The 24,582-nt window shown below is 66.2% G+C and carries 17 protein-coding genes; 4 read left to right on the top strand and 13 right to left on the bottom strand.

Features of this window, described 5'->3' with window-relative positions; genetic code table 11:
- Positions 1 to 58 precede the first annotated feature (58 nt).
- The 3 genes from ACOYYX_RS10510 to ACOYYX_RS10500 all read right to left on the bottom strand — a co-directional run bounded on the left by ACOYYX_RS10510 (position 59) and on the right by ACOYYX_RS10500 (position 5,633).
- Positions 59 to 1,513, bottom strand: a complete 1,455-nt coding sequence (locus tag ACOYYX_RS10510) for a phospholipase D-like domain-containing protein (protein WP_422929877.1) — start codon at positions 1,511 to 1,513, stop codon at positions 59 to 61.
- 178 nt (positions 1,514 to 1,691) lie between these two features.
- The gene (locus ACOYYX_RS10505; RefSeq protein WP_422929876.1) at positions 1,692 to 5,207 is read right to left on the bottom strand and encodes an FAD-dependent oxidoreductase; all 3,516 of its coding nucleotides are present in this window, start codon (positions 5,205 to 5,207) and stop codon (positions 1,692 to 1,694) included.
- A gap of 96 nt (positions 5,208 to 5,303) precedes the next feature.
- A complete protein-coding gene (locus tag ACOYYX_RS10500; protein ID WP_422929875.1) occupies positions 5,304 to 5,633 on the bottom strand; it encodes a DMT family transporter in 330 nt (109 codons plus the stop codon).
- Between the two features lie 802 nt (positions 5,634 to 6,435).
- Here ACOYYX_RS10500 and ACOYYX_RS10495 point away from each other — a divergent pair.
- Together ACOYYX_RS10495 and ACOYYX_RS10490 are read left to right on the top strand one after the other, a co-directional pair.
- Positions 6,436 to 7,524: an aminopeptidase gene (locus ACOYYX_RS10495; RefSeq protein ID WP_422929874.1), complete on the top strand. Its 1,089-nt coding sequence runs from the start codon at positions 6,436 to 6,438 to the stop codon at positions 7,522 to 7,524.
- A gap of 112 nt (positions 7,525 to 7,636) precedes the next feature.
- On the top strand, positions 7,637 to 8,923 hold the full coding sequence (locus ACOYYX_RS10490; RefSeq protein ID WP_422929873.1) for a hypothetical protein: 1,287 nt from the start codon (positions 7,637 to 7,639) through the stop codon (positions 8,921 to 8,923).
- 67 nt (positions 8,924 to 8,990) lie between these two features.
- Here the strand turns inward: ACOYYX_RS10490 and ACOYYX_RS10485 are convergent, their stop codons facing one another.
- Together ACOYYX_RS10485 and ACOYYX_RS10480 are read right to left on the bottom strand one after the other, a co-directional pair.
- Positions 8,991 to 10,415, bottom strand: a complete 1,425-nt coding sequence (locus ACOYYX_RS10485; protein WP_422929872.1) for a sigma-54-dependent transcriptional regulator — start codon at positions 10,413 to 10,415, stop codon at positions 8,991 to 8,993.
- Positions 10,416 to 10,521: 106 nt separating this feature from the next.
- A complete protein-coding gene (locus ACOYYX_RS10480; RefSeq protein ID WP_422929871.1) occupies positions 10,522 to 12,144 on the bottom strand; it encodes a trypsin-like peptidase domain-containing protein in 1,623 nt (540 codons plus the stop codon).
- Positions 12,145 to 12,637: 493 nt separating this feature from the next.
- Here ACOYYX_RS10480 and ACOYYX_RS10475 point away from each other — a divergent pair, with 493 nt between their 5' ends.
- Entirely contained in the window at positions 12,638 to 12,982 is a 345-nt protein-coding gene (locus ACOYYX_RS10475; protein WP_422929870.1) for a hypothetical protein, read from the top strand.
- A 102-nt stretch (positions 12,983 to 13,084) separates the two neighbouring features.
- Here ACOYYX_RS10475 and ACOYYX_RS10470 read toward each other — a convergent pair whose 3' ends face one another.
- The 8 genes from ACOYYX_RS10470 to ACOYYX_RS10435 all read right to left on the bottom strand — a co-directional run bounded on the left by ACOYYX_RS10470 (position 13,085) and on the right by ACOYYX_RS10435 (position 23,772).
- Positions 13,085 to 14,287, bottom strand: a complete 1,203-nt coding sequence (locus tag ACOYYX_RS10470) for a SpoIIE family protein phosphatase (protein WP_422929869.1) — start codon at positions 14,285 to 14,287, stop codon at positions 13,085 to 13,087.
- Positions 14,284 to 15,333 carry a chemotaxis response regulator protein-glutamate methylesterase gene (locus tag ACOYYX_RS10465; protein ID WP_422929868.1) on the bottom strand — a complete coding sequence of 350 codons (1,050 nt, stop codon included), beginning with the start codon at positions 15,331 to 15,333 and terminating at the stop codon, positions 14,284 to 14,286. The genes ACOYYX_RS10470 and ACOYYX_RS10465 overlap by 4 nt, the downstream gene beginning before the upstream one ends.
- Entirely contained in the window at positions 15,330 to 17,738 is a 2,409-nt protein-coding gene (locus tag ACOYYX_RS10460; protein WP_422929867.1) for a hybrid sensor histidine kinase/response regulator, read from the bottom strand. Before ACOYYX_RS10460 ends, ACOYYX_RS10465 begins: the two co-directional genes overlap by 4 nt.
- Positions 17,735 to 18,445: a chemotaxis protein CheW gene (locus tag ACOYYX_RS10455; RefSeq protein WP_422929866.1), complete on the bottom strand. Its 711-nt coding sequence runs from the start codon at positions 18,443 to 18,445 to the stop codon at positions 17,735 to 17,737. Before ACOYYX_RS10455 ends, ACOYYX_RS10460 begins: the two co-directional genes overlap by 4 nt.
- The gene (locus ACOYYX_RS10450) at positions 18,442 to 19,755 is read right to left on the bottom strand and encodes a CheR family methyltransferase (RefSeq protein WP_422929865.1); all 1,314 of its coding nucleotides are present in this window, start codon (positions 19,753 to 19,755) and stop codon (positions 18,442 to 18,444) included. The genes ACOYYX_RS10455 and ACOYYX_RS10450 overlap by 4 nt, the downstream gene beginning before the upstream one ends.
- Complete coding sequence (locus ACOYYX_RS10445; RefSeq protein WP_422929864.1) at positions 19,752 to 20,216, bottom strand: chemotaxis protein CheW; 465 nt, start codon at positions 20,214 to 20,216, stop codon at positions 19,752 to 19,754. Before ACOYYX_RS10445 ends, ACOYYX_RS10450 begins: the two co-directional genes overlap by 4 nt.
- A gap of 78 nt (positions 20,217 to 20,294) precedes the next feature.
- The gene (locus tag ACOYYX_RS10440; RefSeq protein WP_422929863.1) at positions 20,295 to 22,352 is read right to left on the bottom strand and encodes a methyl-accepting chemotaxis protein; all 2,058 of its coding nucleotides are present in this window, start codon (positions 22,350 to 22,352) and stop codon (positions 20,295 to 20,297) included.
- 73 nt (positions 22,353 to 22,425) lie between these two features.
- Positions 22,426 to 23,772, bottom strand: coding sequence for an urea ABC transporter substrate-binding protein (locus ACOYYX_RS10435; RefSeq protein WP_422929862.1), 1,347 nt, complete (start codon positions 23,770 to 23,772; stop codon positions 22,426 to 22,428).
- A gap of 401 nt (positions 23,773 to 24,173) precedes the next feature.
- On the opposite strand from ACOYYX_RS10435, the gene ACOYYX_RS10430 reads away from it, so the two are divergent.
- On the top strand, positions 24,174 to 24,575 hold the full coding sequence (locus tag ACOYYX_RS10430; protein ID WP_422929861.1) for a ComEA family DNA-binding protein: 402 nt from the start codon (positions 24,174 to 24,176) through the stop codon (positions 24,573 to 24,575).
- The last annotated feature ends 7 nt before the right edge of the window (positions 24,576 to 24,582 follow it).

Raw genomic sequence — 24,582 nt, 5'->3', positions numbered from 1 at the left:
TCGCTCCACCCCCGTCAAGCCGCGGGTTCCTGGAGTTCGGCGATGAGGGCGACTGGGATCACAAATAGGGCGAGAGCAGCCTCGCGGCGCCGTCGCGCAGCTTAACCGCGAGGCTCCGGCGATCGAGGAAGGCCGTCGTCACCGGCGAGGCATTCGCGATTCGCTGGTCGATGTATTCATCGAGCTGGATCGCGAGGTCCTTCCCATAGCACTCGACATTGAACTCGAAGTTGAGCCGGAGGCTGCGCGGGTCGAGGTTGGCCGAGCCGATGAACGACCAGGCGCTGTCGACGACCATGAGCTTCGTGTGGTCGAACGGCGGCGGCGAGAACCAGATACGGCAGCCGCTCTCGATGAGCTCGCGCAGGAGCGCCATCGACGCCCACTGGATCAGGATATGGTTGTTCTCGCTGGGGAGCAGGATATCGACCTGGACCCCGCGCAGGGCGGCAACCTCGAGCGCCGAGATCAGGCGGGAATCGGGCAGGAAATACGGGTTGACGACGGCCACGGTCGAGTCGGCGCAGGCGATCGCCCCCAGGATGACCCGGAGCAAGTGATCCTGATCGTCGTCGGGGCCGTCGACGATCCCCCTGGCCAGGATCTCGCCGTCTCCCGGGATGGTCGGGAACCAGGGATCGCCCTCGAGGATCTCCCCCGAGCAGACGAACCAGTCGTCGGCGAAGACCTCCTGGAGGTGGGCGACGACCGACCCCCTGAGCTGGAAGTGGACGTCCATCTTGGGCGAGGCGGGCGACGTCGCCCAGGAATAGTCCTCGAGGATGTTGAGCCCCCCCGTGAACCCGACGACGCCGTCGATGACCAGGATCTTCCGGTGGTTCCGCAGGTTGAGGTACGGGAGCCAGCCGGGCGCCAGGGTCGGGTGATAGCTGGCCACGGCGATTCCGGCTTTACGCAAGGGGCGGATCACCGGGCGCCAGGTGTGTCTCGAGCCGAAGTCATCGATCAGGACCCGGACCTCGACCCCTCGGGCCTTCGCCTTCTCGAGGGCGTCCATGAAGAGGAGCCCCACGCGATCGCGGTCGAAGATGTAGGTCCCGAGCGAAATGGTCTCCCTGGCCTCGTCGATGGCCCGGAGCATTGCCGGGTAGGCCTCGTCACCACCGAACAATGGCAGGATGTCGTTGCCCGGCATGAGCGGCCAGGGGGAGACGTGGTCGCCGAGTCTGGCGATCGCCTTGAAGTTCTCGTGGTCGGGGCCGATGGCGTTCTCAAAGCCCCCGACGTCGCAGACCAGCGGCGGGCCCGTCTCGATCCTCGGACGCTCCCGGCTCAGTCTCTTCGCCTTGCGGTGGATGCGATTCACGCCGAGCAGGACATACAAGACCGAACCCAGCATGGGGGAGAGCCAGATCAGGCCGATCCACCCGATCGAGGCGCGCGTGTCACGCTTGTGGAGGAGGACGTGCCCGGAGGCCACGACGCTGACGATGATGTCGAGCGCCGTGAACAGGGAGGCGATGAAGAGGCTTTCCTGTCCGGGGATCTGCATGCGATGGGTCTCGAGGGGCCGGCCGATCGGCGACACCAGGAACGGACGCCGATGATCAGGTACCTCGCTCGGACTCCGCCAGCCTGGGTCCGGCTGGCGGGGTCGCGGTCTTCGGCGTTGACCCCTGTGAGTCGGAAGCGAGCCCGGCTCGGCGACCCTCGAGATCCGACCTGACGAATCAGACCGAGGCCAGCTCGGCGGGCTCCTCGTCGAGACTCTGCAAGCATTTCTGGATCCAGAGCTTCGTCAACTTCTCCTGCGTGCCGTTCTGAGAGAGGCGGCTGCGGAGGTTGTCGAACTTGACGTGGTCGAGGTGCTGGTCCTGGTTGAAGCAGGAGAAGACCACCGACTCCTTGCCCGTCACGGGGTCGACGTGGAGCTGCAGGCACTGGGCGCAGATCTCCTTCATCATGCACTGCATCGGCGAGTTGATGCTGCCGATCGCGTGGTGCCCCGGGTCGAGGTACGGCCGGAGGATGCCGCTTCGGGCCTGCTGGACCCCTCGCATCATGCCGTCGGAGCCGATCACCACGATCCGGTTCGCCGCGCTCAGGGGGAGCGTCACCTCGCCGAGCTCGCCCCGGCCGTAAGCGGCCATGGCCTCGACGATGTTGCCGACGAACGAGCAGTCCTGCACGCGGCTCGGGGTGAAGCCGGGGGCCTCGTCGCAGCACCAGGTCACGACGTCGGCGGCCTTCTCGATCTCCTCGACCTTGTAGCGGTCGATGAGCTTCTTGTAGCCGGCGAAGTAGAGGACACGGGAGCCCTGGGCCCGGAGCTTCTGGCCGATCGAGAAGAGCACCGCGTTGCCGAGGCCGCCGCCGACGAGCAGCACCGTCTCCTGGCTGGGGATCTCGGTGGGGGTCCCGGTCGGGCCCATCAGGCTCACCGGCTCGCCCGGCTTGAGGAGGGCGCAGAGGTTCGACGACCCCCCCATCTCGAGCACGATCGTCGAGAGCAGGCCGCGCTCCACGTCGACCGAGGCCCCCGTCAACGCGAGGCCTTCCATCGTGAGGTTCGTGCCGCACGACTGGCGGGCCAGGGTCTCGAAGTTCTGGAGCCGGTAGAACTGGCCGGGCTGGAAGGCCCTGGCGGCGATCGGGGCCCGGACGACCACCTCGACGATATTGGGGGTCAGGCGGATGATGTCGTGGACGACCGATCGAAGCTCGTCGTTGAGCTTCTCCACGAACTCCTCGGCCGGCGGGCTCGACGGCTCGGCTTCGGCGAGGACGCGCGTGACGGTGGGATACCCCTTCTTGGCGCTCGCCATCGCCTTGACGACGTTGCCGGCGAATGACGGGTGGAGGTCGCCGAAGAAGCTGATGGCCTTGCCGTCGGGACGCCTCGACATCAGGACATGCACCGCGCTCGGCTTGGCGATCCGGTCCGGCTTGACGGGCTCGCCGGCCTCGTCGATCGCCTGGAAGAATCGGCCGTCGATCTTGACGTTATGCTCGTCCTCGCGGGCGAGCACCGTATTCGGCTGCGTGCCGGCCGCGATCAGGATCGAGCGGGCGGGGAGGACGACCGACTCGCCCGTGTGGACGAGCTTGCCGCTGGCCTCGTCCATCTTCTGGATGTCGAGCTTGAGGGCCTTCGCCGCGCCCCAGGTGTCGACCTCGACCTCGACGGGGGTGAGGCACTCGGCGAACCGGATGCCTTCCTCGAGGGCCTTGAGGACTTCCTCGTGGTTGAGCGTGTAGCTCGGCGCATCGATGAAGCGGCGGCGGTAGGCGACGGTCACGCCCCCCCACTCGTTCAGCAGGTCGACGAGGCGAGGGGGCCGCCCTTCCCTGGCCGCGAGCTCTCGCTCGGCCCGGATGGCCCTGGCGTGGGCGAGGAATTCCTCGGCGATCTCGGCCTCTTCGGGGTTCCAGTGCGAGTGGACCGAGGCCTCTCCGTCGGCCTGGACGAGATCCTCATACCGGCGGAGGAACTTCTCGACCTGCACGACGTAGTAGGCGAGTGACTCCGTGGCGGTGTCGATGGCCGTGAGGCCGCCGCCGACCACGACGATCGGCATGCGCACCTGAAGATTGGCCAGCGACTCGGCCTTGGCCGCGCCGGTGAGCTGGAGGGCCATGAGGAAGTCGGACGCCTGGCGGACGCCGCGAGACAGCCCGTTCTTCATCGGGATGACCGTCGGCCGGCCCGCCCCCATGCAGAGGGCGATGTGGTCGAAGCCCATCTCGAAGGCGCTATCGACCGTGATCGTGCCGCCGAACCGCACGCCGCCGAACATCGAGAACTCGTTGCGGCGCTCGAGCAGGAGCCGGATCACCTTGAGGAAGTTCTTGTTCCATCGGGCGGTGATACCGTACTCGGCCACGCCGCCGAACCCGGCCATGACGCGGGCGTCGAGCCGTTCGTAGATCTCCGCGATGTCGCGCAAAGGTTCGAAGGCGTGCCGCTTGCCGTAGGCATCGACGCCGGAGAGCGACTCGGGCAGCGGTTCGATCTTGAGCCCGTCGACCCCGATGACGGTGTGACCGTCATTCATGAGGTGGTGCGAGAGCGTGAACCCGGCCGGGCCGAGGCCGACGACAAGGACCTTCTTGCCGGTCGACTCGCGAGGCACGGGCCTCGAGAGGTTGAGCGGGTTCCATCGCGTCAGCAGGCTGTAGATCTCGAAGCCCCAGGGGAGCTCGAGCACGTCCTTGAGCGAGCGGGTCTCGGCCTGCGGGATGTCGACCGGGCTCTGCTTCTGGTAGATGCATGACTTCATGCAGTCGTTGCAGATGCGGTGCCCGGTGGCGGCGGCCATGGGGTTGTCGACGGTGATGACGGCCAGGGCCCCGATCGGGTTCCCCTGTCCCTTCACCAGGTTCATCTCCGAGATCTTCTCGTCGAGCGGGCAGCCGGCGAGAGGGACGCCGAAGTGGCTCGACTTGAAGGCCCCCGTCTTTTCACGGAGGCCGGTCGAGCAGGAATCCTTCCCCTGGTTGTGGCACTTGATGCAGTAGTTCGTCTGCTCGAGCGCCCCGGTGAGGTCCGTCCCCGGATCCGTGAGGTGGAACCCCTCGCGATGCCGATGGTGCTCGCCCCCGAGCGTGATCTGGTCGATCCCGTGGATCTGGAGCACCTCGATCGGCACGAGGTGCTCCATCACGAGCTTCTCGGGGAGCCGGAAGAGGACCCCCGCGTGGTGCTTCTTCTTCCCCTCGGGAGAGAGGACCGCCCAGATGGCGTAGTCGGTCGCGAGCTGGAGCGGCAGGGAGTTGTCGGCCTCGGACTCGAGCCAGTTGGCGACGTGGGTCGCGTAGACCATCTCGGTCAAGGGGGCGTGGAAGAGCGACTCGAGCTCGGCGACGACGGCCGTCGCGTCGATCGCCAGGGCCTGCTCGACCGTCTTGCCGGTCAGCTTGCGCTGGACGAATTTGCGCTTGACCGTGTAGAGCGGCGCCAGGGCCGAGTGATCGGCCTGGAGCGAGCGGAGCTCGGCCTCGATGCCGAACAGCTCGGCGACGAAGTCTTCCACATGGGGGGCGAGCTCGACGATCAGCTCGGATTCTTGCTTGCGGGGGGCCGCCCCGGGCTCTCGCCTCGCGGCCTCGAGCTGCGCGTGGAGGTCTGGCGAGCGTTCGGCCAGGCGCTTCAGGAAGGTCGTGTCGAGCGCGACGATGCCTGCGCGACTGTAGAGATCCTCGAACTTGAATCCGAACCCGAGGGAGAGGCGAGCTGCATTTTGCATGTGGACGGTTCCAGGCCGGGCATGGCCAAGCTGACCGGGAGGATTTCGGGGGAAGTAGTTATCAGGCGGGCATCGTCATGATTATCGAGGGAGGGGTCAGTGCGCGGCGCCCTTGGAGAACAGGTTGAGCACCAGCACGCCGGCCACGATCAATGAGATCCCCAGGACGGCGGCCCGGTCCAGGTGCTGCTTGTAGACGACCGCACCCGCGACCGAGATCAGAACGATACCGACTCCGGACCAAACCGCGTAGGCCGTCCCCAGGCTGATCTTCCTCAGGCAGAGGGACAGGAAGTAGAAGGCCGAACCATAACCCGCCAGGACGACCAGGCTCGGCAGCGGCTTGGTGAACGACTCGGATGCCTTCAGGGCCACCGTCGCGAGGACCTCGGAGAGGATCGCGACGGCCAGGTAGAACGCGTGCATGAAGGGTCTCTTCGGTTTCCTCGAGCACTCAAGGAGGTTAACCCATCCACGGCCTTCGAGAACGTGGATGTCGTTAAATCAAGAGAACCTTCGTCGTTGGCTTTCGGTCCTGGGCCGTGCCTCGAAACAACGCCGCGTCCGGGTCCCCTCGGCATTCGGCGCCGCGAGGATGCAGGTCGAGCCGGGGGCTCCGCGTTTTCCCATCCGGAGAAGGCCCCTCGCCCATGCTCATCGAGGCGGGAAGTTCGACGGTCGGGGCCGAGGCTGGACCCGGCCCAAATCCGCTCGAAACACGGTCGTCGTCGCACGATGGCACATTGGCGACTCCGATTTCCTTCTCACAGGGAATTTTACGCCCGATACCCCGCACCCGCAAGATGCACCCCTTCACTTCGATGGCTTTTTGTCGAGGCATTCGTTCATGCGAAGGCCCGGGATTCCCCCGGATTCGGGCCCCCGTGCAGCGGCAAGGTGGCTCCCGGCGACAGCGTGCCCTGCCCTCGAGCCCTGGCCCGTCGCGGTCAATGATCCGTCGCTCTTGGACTCCGGCGATGCTCGAACTTCGGCCGACGCCGAAAGTCTGCCGGGGGTCGCCCGTTGTGTTTGACGATGGTCGGCGACTCTGCTCAACTTGGCGGAGCGAGGCCAGGATCCGGGCGTCGTCGCCGGAATCCCAGCTCCGGGAAATCCCGGAAACTCCGTTTCTGGGAGGCCCAGAATTGCCAGCGGGTCGGGGGCGGGTTAAGCTGAATTCTCTCGGTGTTTGACAGTTGTCCTCACAACGGAATGAAGGTCGAAACTCGTGACGGATGAACTCATCGGGCGTTGGGCCGACTTGCTGGTGGACTACTGCCTCCGCGTCCAGGCGGGGGAGACGATCCTGATCGCCTCGGAGTGGGAAGGCCGGCCATTGGTCGAGGCCTGTTACCGGGCCGTCGTCCTGCGCGGGGCGCATCCGATCGTCCGCCTGGAGCTGCCGGGCCTGAGCGAGTTCTACGTCCAGAATGCCACCGAGGCCCAGCTTTCCCACGTGCCGCCGGTCGCGCTCTTCGAGGCCGAGACCGTCGACGGGCGGATCCGGATCTCGGCCGAGAGCGACACGAGGTCGATGAAGAAGGTCGACCCCGCGCGGCAGGCGAGGTTGAGCCGGGCGAGCGAGCCGATCCGCAAGGCCGCGAGCAAGAAGCGCTGGGTGCTCACGCAGTACCCGACGCAGGCCTATGCCGACGACGCCAAGATGGCCATCGACGACTACACCGCCTACGTCGCCTCGGCCATGTTCCTCGACCGCGAGGATCCGGTGGCGGCCTGGCAGGACCTCGGGAAGCATCAGGCCGGGCTCGTCGGGTACATGACGACGGCCAGGGACCTCCGCATCGAGGCGGAAGGGACCGACCTGACCCTCTCCGTGGCCGGGAGGACCTGGATCAACTCCGACGGCCGGCGCAACATGCCCTCGGGCGAGATCTTCACCGGGCCAGTCGAGACGAGCGTCAACGGCCGGCTGCGCTGCGGGTTCCCGGTCTGCCGGGGGGGCCGCGAGGTCGTCGGCATCGAGCTCGAATTCCGAGACGGGGTCGTGGTCGACGCGAAGGCAGACGAGGGGGAGGAGTACCTCAAGGCCATGCTCGACCTCGACGCCGGTGCGCGTCGGCTCGGCGAGCTCGGCATCGGATTGAACCTCGGGATCGACCGGTTCACCGGCAGCATCCTCTATGATGAGAAGATCGGCGGGACAGTCCACCTCGCGCTCGGGCAGAGCTACCCGGAGACGGGGGGGACCAACGAGTCGGCCCTGCACTGGGACCTGATCGTCGACACCAGGCGCGGGGGCCGGATCACGGCCGACGGACGCGTCGTCATGGAGGACGGCCGCTGGCTCGTCCCCTGATTCTTCGAAGCTCGAGGGCGGGTCGAAGTCGCCAAGAGCGGCCGGCCCGCGTCGAATCACGTCCGAATTTTATGAAAGTATGAAGGCTCAATGGTCCACGGGAGGTCTCGCCATGCGAAACGTTGAGAGGTTGGCGCTCGTCGCGATGCTCGCCGCTTTGACGATGGTCGGGACGGCGAGGGGCCAGGCGACCGACGCCGCCCTGCGCGATCGCGTCGATCAGTTGCTGACCAAGCTCGAGGCCCCCAAGCCCGAGGCGAGGAAGTCGGCCGAGGATGCCCTCATCAAGCTCGGCCCGCGCATCCTCCCCTTGCTGCCCGAGTCGAAGGGGGGGGACGGCGAGAAGGAGAAGCAGATCGAGCGGATCCGCGAGGCGCTCCGCGAGGCCCTCGACCAGACGAACCTGGGCGCATCGAAGATCACCCTCCAGGGCAAGGGAATCCGGCTCACCGAGGTCCTGCAGAAGCTGCAGAGCCAGTCGGGCAACATGATCTCCGACCTCCGGGAGTCGGAAGGCTCCGAGGTGACGAACCCGGGGCTCGACCTCGACCTCCAGGACGTCCCCTTCTTCCAGGCCCTCGACGAGGTCGCCAGGCAGGCGGAAGTGACCCCCAACTATTACACCGGCGACGGCTCGGTCGGCCTGATGGCGGGCAAGCCGCCCGAGAAGGGGCTCGTCCAGTACGCGGGGCCCTTCCGTATCGCCTTCAAGCAGGTCAGCTCGGTCCGCGACCTCCAGGCGGGTACGAGCACGGCGAATACCCAGTTCGAGGTGGCCTGGGAGCCTCGTTTGCGTCCCATGCTCCTGGCCTTGAAGGCCGATGAGCTGAAGATCGTCGACGACCAGGGGAGGAAGGTCGAGCCACAGGTGATGATGGAGTCGACCGACGTCGTCCTCCGGCCCGAGAACCCGGCCGCCGAGATGAACGTGAACCTCGTCGCCCCCGAGCGCACGGCGAAGAATCTCGCCTCCTTGAAGGTGAAGGCCGATGTCACCGTCCCCGCCGGGCTCAAGACCTTCCGGTTCCCGAGCCTCGCGAAGGAGAACGTGACCATGAAGGCCGGCGACATCAGCATGACGCTGGAAGGGACCGAGGTCGACGAGCAGGTCTGGAAGGTCAACGTCGTCCTGGAATACCCCGGAGGCGGCGAGGCCTTCGAGAGTTATCGCCAGGGCCTCTTCAACAACCGGATCTGGCTCCAGAAGAAGGACGGCTCCCGGTTCGAGCACAACGGCGGGTTCTCGAACACGTCGTCGGATCAGGGCAAACTCGGCTTCGAGTACCTCTTCGTCGACGCCCCCGGCAAGCCCGAGGATTACCAGCTCGTCTACGAGACCCCGAGCAAGGTGCTGACCATCCCGCTCGAGTTCGAGTTCAAGGACGTGCCGCTCCCCTGATGCAGGCGAGGCCCCTGCCCCTCGACGAACATCGGGGGGTGGGACCTTGGTTCGTTTGAGTGAGTGCTCAACCCTCGGAAGGGTCGACGAAGGCGGCGTCCTTGAAGCGGGTGCGGTCGAGCTCGTACTTCTGGAGCTTCTGCGTCACGCTCCGGCGCGAGAGGCCGCTGTGCTTGGCACAACGGGCGACGTTCCCCTTGTACTGGGCGAGGAGCCGTGTGAAGTAGTCGCGCTCGACGCGCCCGATCAGGTCGGTGGTCAGGTCGGGCAACGGTCGCTCGATATCGATCAGCGTAGACGAGGTCGCGGCCTTGCGGGCCCGAGGCGCGACGGTGGCCGGCAGCGCGTCGCGGTGGATGACCGAGCCCTCGGCCATGGCGACGGCCGCCTTGATCGCGTTCTCGAGCTCGCGGATGTGCCCCGGCCAGGTGTGGTCGATGAGCGCCTGCATCGCGTCGGGGTCGATCTCGGTGACGGGGGGCGTGCTCATCGGCTTGAACTTCTCGATGAAGTGCATGGCCAGGAGCGGGACGTCCTCTGCACGGTCCCGGAGCGGAGGCAGGTCGATCCGGATCACGTTGAGGCGGTAGAAGAGGTCGGAGCGGAATCGCCCGGCCTTCACCTCGTCCTCGAGACGCTTGTTGCTCGCGGCGACGATCCGGACGTCGACCTTGAGCGTCTCGGTCCCGCCGACCCGCTCGAAGGTGCCCGATTGGAGGACGCGCAGCAGCTTGGCCTGCATCGCCGGCGAGACGTCGCCCACCTCGTCGAGGAAGAAGGTACCGCCGTCGGCGAGTTCGAACCGCCCCTTCTTGCGGCGGTCGGCCCCCGTGAACGCCCCCTTCTCGTGGCCGAAGAGCTCGCTCTCGAGCAGGGACTCGTGGAGCGCGGCGCAGTTCAGGGCGATGAACGGGCCTTTCCTCTGGCTGTCGGCCGCATGGATCGCGTGGGCGACGAGCTCCTTGCCGGTGCCCGTCTCCCCGAAGATGAGGACCGTCGAGCCGATCGGCCCGATCTGCTCGATGAGGTCGAAGATCCGGCGCATCTTCGGGCTCTTCGAGACGATGTTGTGGAAGCTGTAATCCTCGCTCATCTGCTTCTGGAGCTGCTGGAGCTCGTCGATCAGGCGGCGGCGCTCGAGGATGCGCTGGACGAGGAAGCGGAGGTGATCGGGCTCATAAGGCTTGGTGACGAAGTCGTCGGCCCCGGCCTTCATCACGTCGAGGGCGACCTGGGTGTCGCCGTGCCCGGTCAGGACGATGACGCCGAACGGCAGTTTCTCGGCGCGGACGGATTGGAGCAGCTCGATGCCGCTCATGTCCGGCATGCGCAAGTCGGTGATGACCAGGTGGAAGAGACGCTCGCGGACCGCGGCCAGGGCCGAGCGGCCGTCGTTGGCCGTCTCCACCTCGTAGCCGTCCATCTCCAGGATGACCCGCAAGTGCTCGCGGATGAGCGGCGTGTCATCCACTACCAAAATACGGCGCTTCATCGATCGGGCCCTTCCATCGTTGCTCATCTTGAGGTCGTGGTCCATTCCTTGGACGGGGGCCGATGATTTCGAGAGCTCGACTACGGCGCTTGCCCCACGTCAACGATCACTTCGGTTCCACGGGCCGCGTCGATTCCTGCGCGGGCCCTTCCGAAGCCTTCTTCGATGATTCCTGGCTTTCCTGATCCTGCCTGGGTTTGGAAATGGTCAAGAATTCCGCGTGAGAGTCCTTCATCACACGCACCACGAGGTCGCGATCCGTGGGGCAATGCGCCACGGCCTCGCGGAACCCGTCGAGCGTCTCGACGTGACGCTGGTCGACGTCGGTGACGACCATGCCGATCTTGATCCGGGCCTTGTCGGCCGGCCCCTCGGGGTCGATCCCCACGACGACCAGACCTGGCGTGGTGCGGCCGAGCTTGAAACGTCGGGCGAGCCCCTGAGAGGGCTCACTAAGCCTCAGGCCGAGTTGCGGGAACCAGACATCCGTCGTCCGGAGCGAGGTCTCTCGCAAGTTCTCCGTGGATTCGAGGGCGGGTTCGTCGGGCGGGGCGGGCTGCCTGGGCATGCCCGGCGGGAGGATCTGGCGGCCGTCCCGGAAGGGCCGGAACCCCGGGAACGGCTCGCGGTTGGGGAGGCCGAAGAATTCGGGCTGGGCCTTGGGGACGACCTTCACGTCGAGGCGTTCGCCGCCGCGGTCGATGCTCAATGTCACGGGCTGCCCGACCGGCGTGATCTCGATGGTGCTCTGGAGCCAGTTCGAGCCCTCGATCGGCTTGCCGTCGAGCTGGAGCAGGATGTCGCCGACGCGCAGGCCGGCTTCCGTGGCGGGGCTATTCTCGCTCAGGCCGGTCACCATCACCGCGCCGGGCTGGTCGACCCGGCCCTCGCTCTGGCGATCGAGGGGCCCGATGTTCACGCCGATGTAGGAGCGACGGACCGAGCCGGACTCGGCGAGGTCGGCCATGACCCTCTGGGCGCGGGCGGCGGGGATGGCGAAGCCGATCCCCTCGTTCCCCCCCTTGGTCGACTTCATGGCCGTGTTGATCCCGACGACCTCCCCCTTGAGGTTCACGAGCGGACCGCCCGAGTTCCCCGGGTTGATGGCGGCGTCGGTCTGGATCAGGTCCTCGTACATGGCCATGCCGATCTCGCGTCCCTTGCCGCTGACGATCCCGGCCGTGACCGTGCCGGAGAGGCCGAAAGGCTGGCCGATCGCCAGGACCCAGTCGCCGGTGTCCAGGGCGTTCGAATCGCCCCAGTCGACCTGCGTGAGCCCCTTGGGGTCGATGATCAGCAGGGCGAGGTCGCTCTTGGGGTCGCGCCTGATCTGCGAGACCGGCCGCTCTCGCCCATCGTGAAGCACGACCACGACGCGGGCCGCATCCTGGACCACGTGGTCGTTGGTCAGGATGAACCCCTTGGAGGCATTGATGACGAAACCGGAGCCGCTCGATTGCGGTGCCTTCGGCATCATCTCGGAGGGATTGAAGTCGCGGTTGCCGAAGCCGAACGGCCTGATGACGGGAGGGGCGTCGAAGCCCCGGAGCCCCCCGACCGTCCGGACGCTGACCACGCCGGGCAGGACACGCCTGGCGGCCGTCCGGAAGCTCGTGGAGAGGGATTCCGCCTCGGTCTGTGCGAAGGCCGAGGCCGCACCGAAGCCGCACAACACGAGAGCCGAGCAGAGCAAGGCGGCTCGATTCCGGTTCGTGTTACGCATTGCCATGCCCCCTTCCGTGTCGGCATCCTCAATCCATCGTCGGTCCTGGCTCGTCAGAGTCGTTACGACTCCTGTCATCCCACTATAGCCTCCGGCCGGTCGGCGTGCCAAGTCCCTGACATCGACTGGATTAGGGTCGACAACCATGAGTGCATCTCGCCGAGGCCCGCTCGAGCAGGCGAGCCCCCATTCATGCGACCTTGGGCGAGGCGTTTCTCGGTAAGTTCAAACAGTCGGCAGCCTTGTCGCGTAGTTTCGGGAAGAGGATGCGCATCAGGGTTGAATCGGGAAACTCGTCGCGTGGCACAGTCTTCGCATGTAAGGAAACCAGAGGCTTTGGCCTGGGGACACTTCCGAAAGGTCGTCTCGGGACGCCGGGAACCCTCGCCATTGCGAAGCGTCATTCGATGAGAGCCCAGCACGATACGGCCCGGCCAGCCCTCAAGGTTGCGTCCCAACCATCGAGACCGCGGGCAAAGGCAGAAGGAAGAACTGAACCATGCGACCGAGAATGAGGACATTGGCGTTCGTGGGTGCCGCCCTGACGGTCACTCTTTTCCTGTCCGAGACCAACAAGGCCCAGGCTCAGCTCGTTGTGAGTACTCCGGGGACCACCGTGGGCATCGGTGTTCCGGGGGTCGGTCTCTACCCGAGCTACGGCTACGGAGTGCTCCCCGGTTATGCGCCTGCTTATGGATATGCCCCCGTGGTTCCGGCTTACCCCGTTGTGAGGCCTTACTCGGTTTACCGGCCCGCTTACGGTTACGGTGGCTTCGGCTACGGACCTCGTCCGTACGGCCCCTACCGGGGTTGGTATGGTGGCCGAGGTGCCCGGTGGTGGTGATCGCCTGACGCGAGATTTCGATCGAGATTCCAAACGAACGAGCGACCACGCGTATTCCGCGGGCTCGCTCGTTCGAGTTTCGAAGGTCGTCAGCGACCGAATTCAGTTCGACGTGGGGAAGTCGAACTCGACGATCGAGAAGTCATCCACGAAGTCGTCGCGACCTCCGATTGAACGGACCTGGGCGACGAATCGGTCCAGGTCGGAGGTGCCGGGCCTGGCCCCTTCCCCCAAGACCTTGACGAAGTCATCGAACGGCCACATCCGGCCGTCCTTCTGCTCAATCTCGTAGATGCCGTCGCTATAGAGAAAGAGCTTGGCGCAGGGCCCAACCTGGATCGTCTCCGAGCGGAACTCGAGGTCTTCCACGGCGCCGATCATCGGCCCCTGGGATTCGAGTTGCTTCACCTCGAGCTGGTCTTCAGCCGGACCGCTGACGAGCAGGACGGGTGGGTGGCCGCCGCCGGCGTGGTCGAGCTGTCGGGTCTTGGTATTGTAAACTCCATACCAAATCGTGAAGAACTTACCGTTCTGCTGTTCCATCGGGAAGGCCCGGTTCAGGGCGTTGAGCACCTGATCCGGCTTCCGGAAATCGGTCTGCGGCAAGGACTGCGACCGCAGGGCGTTGAGCGCCGAGACGGACAGCAGGGCCGCACCGACCCCGTGGCCGCAGACGTCGAGCAGGTAGAGGACGAAGTGCTCATCGTCGAGGGCATGGTAGCCGAAGCAGTCGCCGCCGAGCGCCGCCGACGGGATGAACCGCCAGTCGGCCCGGACGGGACCCCGTTTGAGCTTTTCGGGGAGCAACGATTGCAGATATTTCGCGGCCTGCGCTACGTCCTCGGCCAGGACCCTCTGACTTTCCTTGAGGGCCCGATAGGCTTCATTACGCTGGAGTAAGTTGATATAGCCCTTGGAGTGATAGCGGATACGCGCGACGAGTTCGAGCTTATCGGGGAGCTTGACGAGGTAGTCGTTGGCTCCGCGGGAGAAGGCCTCGGCCTTGGTCGTCGGCTCTTCCTTGGTGGAGAGGACGATCAGGGGGGTCTCTTTCGTCGCTTCGTTGGCCCGGAAGTGATTGACGAGGTCGAGCCCGTCGATCTCGGGCATGACCAGGTCTTGCAGGATGACGGTGGGGGCGAGGTTGTTCGCCGTCTCGACCGCCTTCGCCGCGTCCCTGCAGTAGTGGAAGGTGAGATCCGTCTCTCCCAGGAGCATCCGCCTCACGGCCTCGCCGATCATCGGCTGGTCGTCGATGAGGAGGACCGTGATCTTGTGCTCGGTCAATTCAGGCTGCGTGCTCATCCGACGGATCTCCTCAACGGGCCACCCGGCCCGGAGACGTGACGTGTGATTTCCTCGGCAATTCGACCGATGGGCAGGACCCGGACCGCCGCGCCGATCTCGGCGGCGACCCTGGGCATCCCCCAGACCACGCTCGTCCGCTCGTCCTGGGCGATGGTGTGCCAGCCGGCGCGGCGGAGCCTGAGCAGCCCCTCGGCGCCGTCGCGACCCATGCCGGTCAGCAGGACGGCGACCCCGCGGTCTGGCCAGTGCGCGGCGACGCTCGTGTAGAAGACGTCGAGCGAGGGCCGGTAATTGATCTCGCGAGGCTCGGCCGTGTAATGGAGCTTGCCGTCGGCCGACATGATCAAGAGATCATTCGTGGCGGCGAGGAGGACTTGCCCCGGCTCGGGCTTCTGCCCTTCCCGGATCAGGCCGACCTTCAGGCCGGTGTGTTCGCCCAGCCAGTGGCCCATGCTCGGGGCGAAGGCCACGTCGACGTGCTGGACGATGATGACGCTCGCCTCCCAGTTCTTCGGCAGGCCGCTCAGGATGTCGGCCAGGGCCTTGGGGCCGCCGGTCGAGGCGCCGAGGAGGACGAGGTTGCCCGCGGGGCTGCTCGGCGGGGCCTCCTTCGGCGCGGGAGGGGCGACGCGAGTGGACCCGCTCGACTTGCTGATCAGCTTGCTGATCGTGGCGATCTTGTCGAGGAGGGCGTTGCCCCCCTTGAGCTGGCCTTTGGGGCCGAGCGCGGGGGTGTCGACGGCGTCGAGCGCCCCGTGGCCCATGGCCTCATACACCTTGCTCATGTGGCCGCTGACGGTGGCCGTCACGACGAGGATCGCGCAGGGGCTCTCGTTCATGATCCGGCGCGTGGCCTCGGCGCCGTCCGTCCCCGGCATGATGAGGTCCATCAGGATGACGTCGGCCGGGTCGGTCCGCGCGAGCGCGACGGCTTCCTCGCCGTCGCGGGCCATCCAGCAGACCCGGTTGTCCGGGACCGCTTCCACCACGCGGCGGAGGGCTTCCCGGGCCATCGGCATGTCATTGACGATCCCGATCCTCATTCCACTGCCTCACCGATCAGGTCGACAACCGTCGTGAGGAACGTCTGATCGTGGAAGCTACTCTTGGTGAGGTAGGCGTTCGCCCCGGCGTCGAGGCCTCTCATTCGATCTTCTTCACGATCCTTATACGAGATGATGACCACGGGGACGGCGCGTAGCAAGGGGTCCTGCTTGATGCGTCGAACGAATTCGATGCCATCCATGCGAGGCATGTCCACATCACTCACGATCAGCTCGTAGCGCCCGGCGCGGACGGTATTCCAGCCATCCATGCCGTCGACGGCCGTGTCGACCATGTAGCCTCGGCTCTCGAGCAACTGGCGCTCGAGCTCCCGGACGGTGATCGAGTCGTCGACGACGAGGATCCGCTTCACGACCTTCTGCTTGACGTTCGTACCCGCGGCCTCGAGACGCTTGAGCCGCCTGCCCGCCAGGAGGTTATCGATGGATCGCACCAGATCCTCGACGTCGATGATGAGGACCGGCCAGCCGTCTTCCAGGACCGAGGCGCTGCTGACGTCGGGGACCTTGCCGAGCCTCGCGTCGAGCGGCCGGACCTGGAGGTCACGCTCTCCCAGGAACTCGTCGACGACCATGCCGAACCGCTGGCCGCGGTCGCTTACGACGACGACGGGGACCTCCGATTCTTCCTTCCGATCCGAGGGGAGTTCGAGGACCTGGCTCGCCGAAACCAGGCCCACCGGCTGGCCGTCGAGCAGGAAATGCTCCCTCCCTTCGAGCACCTGGATATTCGAGCGATGGAGGATCAGGATGCGGTCGATCCGGGTCAGCGGGAAGGCGTAGGGCTCGCCGCTGATCCGCACGAGCAGGGCGCGGATCACCGACATGGTGATCGGCAGGTGGAGGATGAAGCAGGTCTCGCGGCCGGGTTGGGACGTGACCCGCACCGAGCCCCCGACCTCGCGGACCATGCTCTGCACCACGTCCAGCCCGACGCCCCGGCCGGAGAGGTCGGTCACCTCGTCCTTGGTCGAGAAGCCGGGGAGGAACAAAAACTCGAGGATCTCGGCCTCGCTGAGCTGCTCGGCGATGGCCTCGGTGACGAGCCCTCGCTCGACGATCCTGCGCTTGACGCGGTCGGGGTTGATGCCGCGGCCGTCGTCCCAGACCATGATCTGCAATCGGCCCGCCCGGTGTCGGCCTTCGAGCCGGATCGTCCCCGTCGCGGGCTTACCCGCCGCGATCCGGTCGTCGGGCATCTCGAGGCCGTGGTCGAGCGAGTTACGGATCAGGTGGTTGATCGGGGCCTCGAGCTTCTCGAGGATGTCGCGGTCGACCCCCGTCTTCTCCCCGCGGAGCTCGTAGCGGACCTTCTTGCCGAGCTGCCTGGAGATGTCGCGGACCAGCCTGGGGAACCCGGCCATCCCGTCGGCCAGTGGCCGGACGCGGCTGGCGAGCACCTCGTGGTGCAGGCGTCCCGAGAGGTCCTCGATCCGACGGCCGAAGTCTTCCAGCTCTTCGAGCTTGTCGCTCAATAACTGGCGGCAGCGCCCGGCCTGCTGCTTGGCCTGGACGATCCCCTCTCGCTCTCGGGCCGAGACCTCGGAGCGGGCCTCGCCCCAGCGGTCCTCGATCGCCTGGAGGCTCTCCCAGAGCATCGTCTGATTCTTCTTGAGCGCCAGCAGAGAGTCGAGGAAGGGGCGGAACCGCCTGGCCTCGACGAGCGACTCGCCGGCCAGGCCCATCAGTTGCGTCAGGCTGTCGGCCGTGACCCGGACCACGCGCTCGACCTGCTCCGACACGTCCGCGACGGCGGCCGGGGGAACCGGTGGCTGCGAGGGCTTCGGCGGCTCGGGTTGGCTCGCGACGGGAACGGGAACGGCTCTTGGCGTCGGTTCCGGCTCGGGCTCTGGAACCGGCTCGGGTTCCGGGGCGGGCGTCGGCACCCCGACCGGCTCGGGGGTCGAGGGCTGGATCACGACGGCTTCCGGCTCTGCGGCGTTGGCCTCGACGACCTCGGCCTTCGGGACGGGGGTCTCCCCGCTGATGATCCCGTTGATGTCGTCGACGAGGGCGGCGATCTCGGATTCGTTGGCGAGGAGCCAGTCCTCCGCCTCCGACTCGGAGACCTCCGAGCTTCGCACGAGCAGGTCGACGCCGCGGAGGAGGATGTCGATGTGCGTCGGCAGGATCGTGATCTTGCTCTTCTGGGCGGCGACGAAGCAATCCTCGAGGACGTGGGCCACGCGCACGCCGGCCTCGAGCCCGACGATCCGCGCGGCCCCCTTGATCGAGTGGGCGGCGCGCATCATCCCTTCGAGGTTCGAGGGGGTGCTGTCCCCGCTCTCGAGGGCGAGCAGGCCCGACGATAGGACGGACGCCTGCCCTTCAACCTCGGCTCGGAACAGCTCCATCATCGAGAAGCCGGAGAGGTCGTCGCTCACAATCCCAGGCTCCGGAGGGCCAAGAGGACTCGTTCGTCGTCCAGCAGGCCCACGATATGCGTGTTCCAGGGGAAGACGGCCTGACTGAAGCTGCTCACCCTGGTCAGGGTCGACGGGACGGTCTGGAACTCGCCGCGAGGGATCCTCGCGACCCCACGAACATCATCGGCCGGGAAGACCCACCGCTGTCCTTTTCTTTCGAGCACGATCAGCCTGGGGTGGATCATCTTGCCCGTAACGTCGCCCGGCAAGGCGTCGGCCTCATTGCCGGCAAGCGGGGCCACGCCGAGCATGCCGTGCATCGAGACGCAGAGCTGCAACTGGCCCCGGATGCTAACCAGGCCGAGCAGGCTCTCGTTGCTCCGATGCGGGACCCGATGGACGGGCCGGGGGTGCGTCACCTCCGACATCAGGCGAGTCGGCAGCGCCAGCCATTCCCCCGAGAGCCGGAAGATCAGGACGGATAGCGAGTCGGAATCGACGACCTGCTTCTCGCGGGAGAGCAGGCGCGTCCACTCCTCGAGGTAGCCCTCGGGGGCCTCGCGATCGAAGAACGTCCGCGCCGCCCTGGAATAGACGGGGCAGCTCCGGCAGTGGATGTAGGTCTGGAGCTCGGGGCATGATCGATCGCCGCTGATCCCGATCTTGCGCCAGCAGTCGTCCGCCATCGGCAGCGAGGTCAGGGAGTTGGCGTTGGCCGTGCTCATGACTTGCCCTTCCTCTGCGAGGCGCGATCAGCCCGCTTGCGCAGGCCCTCGGCCGCGGCGACATCCCCCCGGCGCTGGGCCAGCAGCGCCAGGGCCAGGAGCGCCTCGTCGTGCTGGCCGTCGAGATAGACCGCCTTGTTGAAGGCGACCTCTGCCAGGGCCGGACGGCTCGCCGCCTGCTGGATCATGCCCATCAGGTAGTAAGAATCGGCCGTCTGCCCCGACTCACGCTGGGCGCGCTCGCAGAGCGAGATCGCCGCGTCGTATTGCCTCTGATTGGCGAGCTCCGACGCCCGCTCCAGGAGCGGGCAAGGCGCGGGGGTCGTCCGCCGGGCCGGGGTTGGTGGGGCGGTGGTCGTGATCGCGACGTGCGGCCTCGACGTCAAGGCGGCCGGCGGCGCCACGGGGGCCGGGCCCGGGGTGAAGCGGATCTCTCGGGGCCTTGCCGGGGCGGGGATGGCCTTGATCCGAGGGGGATCGAGCAGGTCATGGAAAGGGACGACGCGATCCTGCTCGGTCATGCGTCGATAGGCGAACGTCCCGACGTCGGCCATGGGGACGAGCGCCGGCCAGTAACCGGACAGGGACTCGGCGTGCCCCGAGAAGAGGATCCCCGAGGCCCCGAGCAGGCGGTCGAGCGTCCGGATCGCCTGCTTCCGGGTCGGGACGTCGAGATAGATCAGGAGGTTGCGGAAGAAGATGAAGTCGTAAGGGACGCAGCCGCCCAGGAGCAGCGGATCGACGAGGTTGCCGCAGTGGAACCGGACGGCCGCCTTGACCGCTGGATCGATCTCGAAGCCTGTGCCGAGCGGGCGGAAATAACGCTTGCGGAACGGCTGGTCGTTCCCCCGGAAGGCGTTGACCCCATAAATCCCGCGTCGGGCGCGATCGACGCTGCGCTGGCTGACGTCGACGGCGTCGATCTCGAAGCGTCCCGGCTCCATCCCGATCTCGAGCAGGGCCATCGCGACCGAGTAGGGTTCCTCCCCTCGCGCGCATGGGAGGCTGAGGACCCGGAGGGTCGCCGCGTTCGGTGTATGGAGCCAGCGCTCCCTGGCGAGGCGCTGGAGGAGCGAGAATGGCTGGCTGTCGCGGAAGAACCAGCTCTCGGGTATGACTACCTCCTCGATCAGGGCCTGGAGCTCATCCCCGGGCTGTCGGACGAGGGTGAGGTAGCTGCCGACGTCCTTGAGGCCCAGGTCGGCCATCCGCGTCTCATACGCCTTGCGGATGACGCCGGCGCCCACGGTCTCGGGGTCTAGCCCGATCGCGTCGCGCAACACCCCCTCGAAGTCTTCCTGCCACATCATCGTGCCTCCGACGTCTCGACGACGAGCGCATTGCGAAGGGTATCGGGGATGACGCGATCGACGGCAATCATCTGGACGAGCAGGTCGTCCGACTGGATGATCGGCCCGAGGTAAGGGGCGTCGGGCATGGGCATCGCCGGGAAGACGGCCTGCTCCTTCGTGACCGACCTCAGGTCGTCGACCCGCTCTGCCATCAGGCCGAGCAGTGCCTGGGCCCGCCCGGCCACGGGGGCCTGGACGAGGATGATCCGCGTGCTCAGGCGGTTGGAGCAACGCCCCGCCCCCATGAGCACGCTCAGGTCGACCACCGGCGCGATCGTGTCTCGATAGTGGAACATGCCCGCGAGGTACGGGGGCGAATGCGGTACGGCCCGCAGGCTCACCCTGGGCACGACCTCGACGACCTGCGAGGCGTCGACGGCGTAGGCGTCTTTGGCGACTCGGAAGGTCAGCAAGAGCATGCAATCCTCGCGATGAAGACGATCCCGATCGGTCCGGCGGCTTTGTAACCACTCCGCCCTGCCCTGCTCATCCTCGGATCAGCTCTCGTCCCCGTACGGCCGGCCGGAATCGTTCGAGGGGAGCGTGAAGCCGGAGACTTCTTCTTTCAAACCGTGGACCGCCTCCCGCAAATGCGCGTTCGCCTCGTTGAACTCGCGGAGCGAGCTGGCGGTCTGGTTGGCACCTTCGCTGAGGCGGACCATCGCCTCGCGGATCTGCTCGGCCCCCTGCGACTGGGCTCTCATCCCTTCGTTCACCTGGTCGAACCGGGAGGTGAGCGCCTGGACGGCCGTAATGATCTGGCCGAGCTGCTCGCTGATGTGATGCACCTCTCCCACGCCTTGCCGGACCTGCTCGCTGAACTTGTCCATCTCCATCACGCCGGCCGAGACGCTGTACTGCATCTCCTTGACCATACGCTCGATGTCGAGCGTTGCGACGGCCGTCTGGTCGGCCAGGCGTCGGATTTCTCGGGCGACGACAAGGAAGCCTAGGCCATATTCGCCGGCCTTCTCGGCCTCGATCGCCGCATTGATGGAGAGGAGGTTCGTCTGGTCGGCCACCTTGGTGATCGTGGTCACCACCAGGTTGATGTTCCCGGCCCGCTCGCTGATGACCGAGAGCTTCGATCCGATCGAGCTGGTCGAGTCGGCGAGGTTCCGCATCGTCCTGTCCATGCCGGATAGGCTTTCCTGGCCGGAAGAGGCCATCCCCGCGGTTTGCTCGGCGACCGAGCTGACGGCGTTCATCGTCTTGAGCAGCTCCTGGCTCGTCGCCGAGATCTGCCGGACGGCCGCCACCGCCTGGTGCATCGAGGCGCCATACTCGTTGACGGTCTGCTCCTGCTGCCTCGACGTCGCCGCGATTTCGGTCGCGGTCGACATCAGGCCTACGCTCGACTTCTGGATCCGGCCGATCAGCGAACGCAGGTACTCGGTCATGGTGTCGATGGCCTCGAGCAATTGCCCCGGCTCGCCCGTGGCCTTCTCGCTGATCTGGGCGGTCAGGTCGCCGGCCGCGACCCGGATCGCCACCTGGGCGGCGTCCTGGACGGGCCTCGAGAGCGTCCTGGCCACGGACCTGGCCACGAAGATGACCGTGAGCCCGCCGATGATCAGCAGCGCGATCCCCGCCCCGCGCTGGCGGGCGATCGGCTGATAGGCCTCGCTCAGGTCCTGCTTGACGACCATCCCCCAGCGGAAGGAGGGGATATAGGTCCAGACGGCCACGGTCTCGACCCCCCGGTAATCGATGGAGAGGCCGTAGCCCCTCTGCCCTTGCGACCCCAGCTGGAGGCCCTGGGACTTTTCGTCCCCCATGATGATGGTTCGATGGAAGGCCGCGCCCCGGTCGAAGCGGGTCGGTGTGGCGATCGTCACCGCGTTATCGGCCCGCGTGGCGACCACGCATTCCCCGGTCTCTCCCAGGCCGGTGTAGTCATCCATCGTCTGGTAGATCTGCTCGTTGTTGATCTGATAGACGATCACACCGAGGACCTTGCCGGAAGGATCCAGCACCGGGCTCGCGATGAAGATGGCCGGATCCTTCAGGCCGGGATACTGCTGATAGTCGGACATGTCCGACTGGAGCAGGGTCCGGGAGCGGTCGAAGACCGCGGCGAACTCGGTATCCTTCAAGGGGCCCGTGCGGAGCGACTGGCCGACGTCCAGGTCCTCGTGGAGCCGGAAGAGCAGGTCGCCGTCGGGGGTGAAGAGGTAGAAGTTGGGATATTCGAAGGCATCAGCCATATAGGTCAGGACCGGCCGGTATTCGGCCTCGACCTTCTGATAGGCCGGGGAATTGACCCCACCCTTGATCGCCTCGGCGAAGTCGGTGCTCGCCAGGAGCATCGTCCTCGAGCGGGCCAGCGCCGTCACGCCCCGGATCCGCTCGACGGCGAAGCTCTCGAGGGACGCGGCCCTCGCCTCGGAGATCACCATGAGTTCCCGGCGGATCGAGCGTTCCAGCACTCCGCTGGAGAGCCAGGTGAGCACCCCTGTCAGGATGCCGCAGGGGACCAGGGCGATCGCCAGGAACCAGAAAAGGAGCCGGCCGACGATCGTACGATGGGTGAGCCACTGCCGCGGAGTCATCATGGGTGTTCGTTCCACCGCATCGAGAGCATGGGGGTCGTTCTGGGTCTGGAGCGGTCGATGGTGAACCGATCGATCAGCCGGCAGGCGCCGGCGTCGGAGCGGGCGGAGTCGAGGTAGCCGGGGGCGTCGAGGCCGGGGCTGGGGTCGAACCCGGCAAGGGGCTCACAGACTTCTTGGGGTTGGCCCAACCGCCCCATTCCTTATGCATGTCGTTCAGGAACTGCTCCCACTCCGACTTCGAGCGGGAGATCGGATAGGGGATCGGGCGGACCGGCTTCTCCGAGGTCCAGACGATCTCGAACTGGCCGTCGGAGCCGATCCTGGCGATGTAGACCGGCCGCCAGGTGTGCTGAGTCTCGGGGTCCACTGAGACGACCCCCTCGGGGGCGTTCAGGCTCTGGCGGAGGATGAAACGACGCACGGTCTTGATGTCGTCCGTCTCCGCCTCTCGCACGGCCTGGGCCCAGAGGAGCACGCTATTGTAGGCGGCCGTGATCACGTCGCTCGTCACGCGGTCGGCGCCATATCGCTTCTGGAACCGCTTGACGAACTCCTGATTCTCCTTGCGTTCGATGCTCTGGAAGTAGTTCCAGGCCGAGTAGTTCCCGACCATGTCCTTCTTCGACATCTTCCGGAGCTCATCCTCGGCCATGCTGAAGGAGATCACCGGGGTCTGCTCGGGCCGGATGCCGGCGCGTCGGAGGTGGTCATAGAAAGGCAGGTTCGTCTCGCCCACCACCGCGCTCAGGATCACGTCGGGCTTGGCCGCCTTGATCTTGGCGATGACGTCGTCGACGTCGGAACTGCCGAAGAAGATGTATTCCTCGCCGACGAGCTCTGCCCCCAGGGCCTTGAGCTGGTCCTTGACGATGGCGTTCACCGCGCGCGGCCAGACGTAGTCGGAGCCGACCAGGAAGAATTTCCTGGCCTTCAGCGTGTCGTAGCTCCACTTCACCGTCGGGATGATCTGCTGATTCGGGGCGGCGCCGGTGTAGACGATGTTGGGGGATTGCTCCAGCCCTTCGTATGCCATCGGATACATCAGGAGGTGGTTGTTCGCCTCGACCACCGGCATCACCATCTTCCGGCTGGCCGAGGTCCAGCAGCCGAAGATCACCGCCACGTGGTCTTCCTTGATCAGCCTCTCGGCCTGCTGGGCGTAGTACTGCCAGTCCGAACGCCCGTCGGCGATGACCCACTCGACCTTGCGCCCGAGGAGCCCCCCCTGGGCGTTGATCTCCTCGAGCGCCATCACCTCGGCGTCGATCATCGACTTCTCACTGATCTCCATCGGGCCGGTCTGCGAGTGCAGGATGCCGACGACGATCGGCTTCCCCGTCCCCGAGAAATTCTTGAGCAAGAAGCCGATGGCCCCGATCAGGAGGAGGCCACCGATGATCCACATCCCAAGCCGCTTCATCGATGCGCTCCTCGAACCACCACGTTACGGGCAGGCTCGCCAGGCTGCCGAGATCGGCCCCTTGCTTATCTTTACGCATCCAGGTTCGTGAAACACTCGGGATTCTTGATCCGGATGCTATCGCCTTCGGCACGAACTCACTCGTCACATACCGCCGTAACAGTCCTCTAAATTACCTAATTTATCAGAATAATGCAAATTCGCGCAGAGATTTCCTCGTACCTTGTCCTGGATGAGCAGCACCCAACTCTAGAACGAGTTGATGTAATTTGCCTAATTTCTCCCCGAATGGCGGTGGCGGGTATCGCGGTTGCGCACTTGAGTGGGGTGGCGGGGCTGGGTTATCCTAGAGGTTAGAGTGAACACGTGACTCCCAAATCCGGGTGTCAGGGAGGACTTCAATGCCCTCGATCTCGCCCCATTCCCACTGGGGGTGGACCTCGGCCGTCAGGGGCGTCCTGATCGTCCTGGCGGCGTCCGGGACCCTGGCATTGTTGACGCTCGCGCCGAGGGACGAGCCTCCGGCGGAGTTGCCGAGCGGCCTCGTCCTGGATCCGAACACGGCGCGGCCCGAGGTGCTCGGTGCCCTGCCCAAGGTCGGGCCCGCGCTCGTGGCCAGAATCCTCGAGGCGCGCGAGGAAAGCCCGTTCCGATCGGTCGACGAACTCGAGGGGAGGGTCCGAGGGATCGGGCCGGCGACCCTCGAGACACTACGCCCATATCTGCGGATCGACACCGTCGAGGGGGAGAGGGAGCCTGCGTCCGGCCCCACCCCTCCCGGCGAGACTCCGAACGAAGGCTGAGCGGACC

Origin of the sequence: Singulisphaera chitinilytica (assembly GCF_049331405.1) — a bacterium.
Lineage (GTDB): Bacteria > Planctomycetota > Planctomycetia > Isosphaerales > Isosphaeraceae > PoT.
Note: the sequence above shows the minus strand (reverse complement) of the source record. Positions and strands in the feature narration are given on the sequence as shown.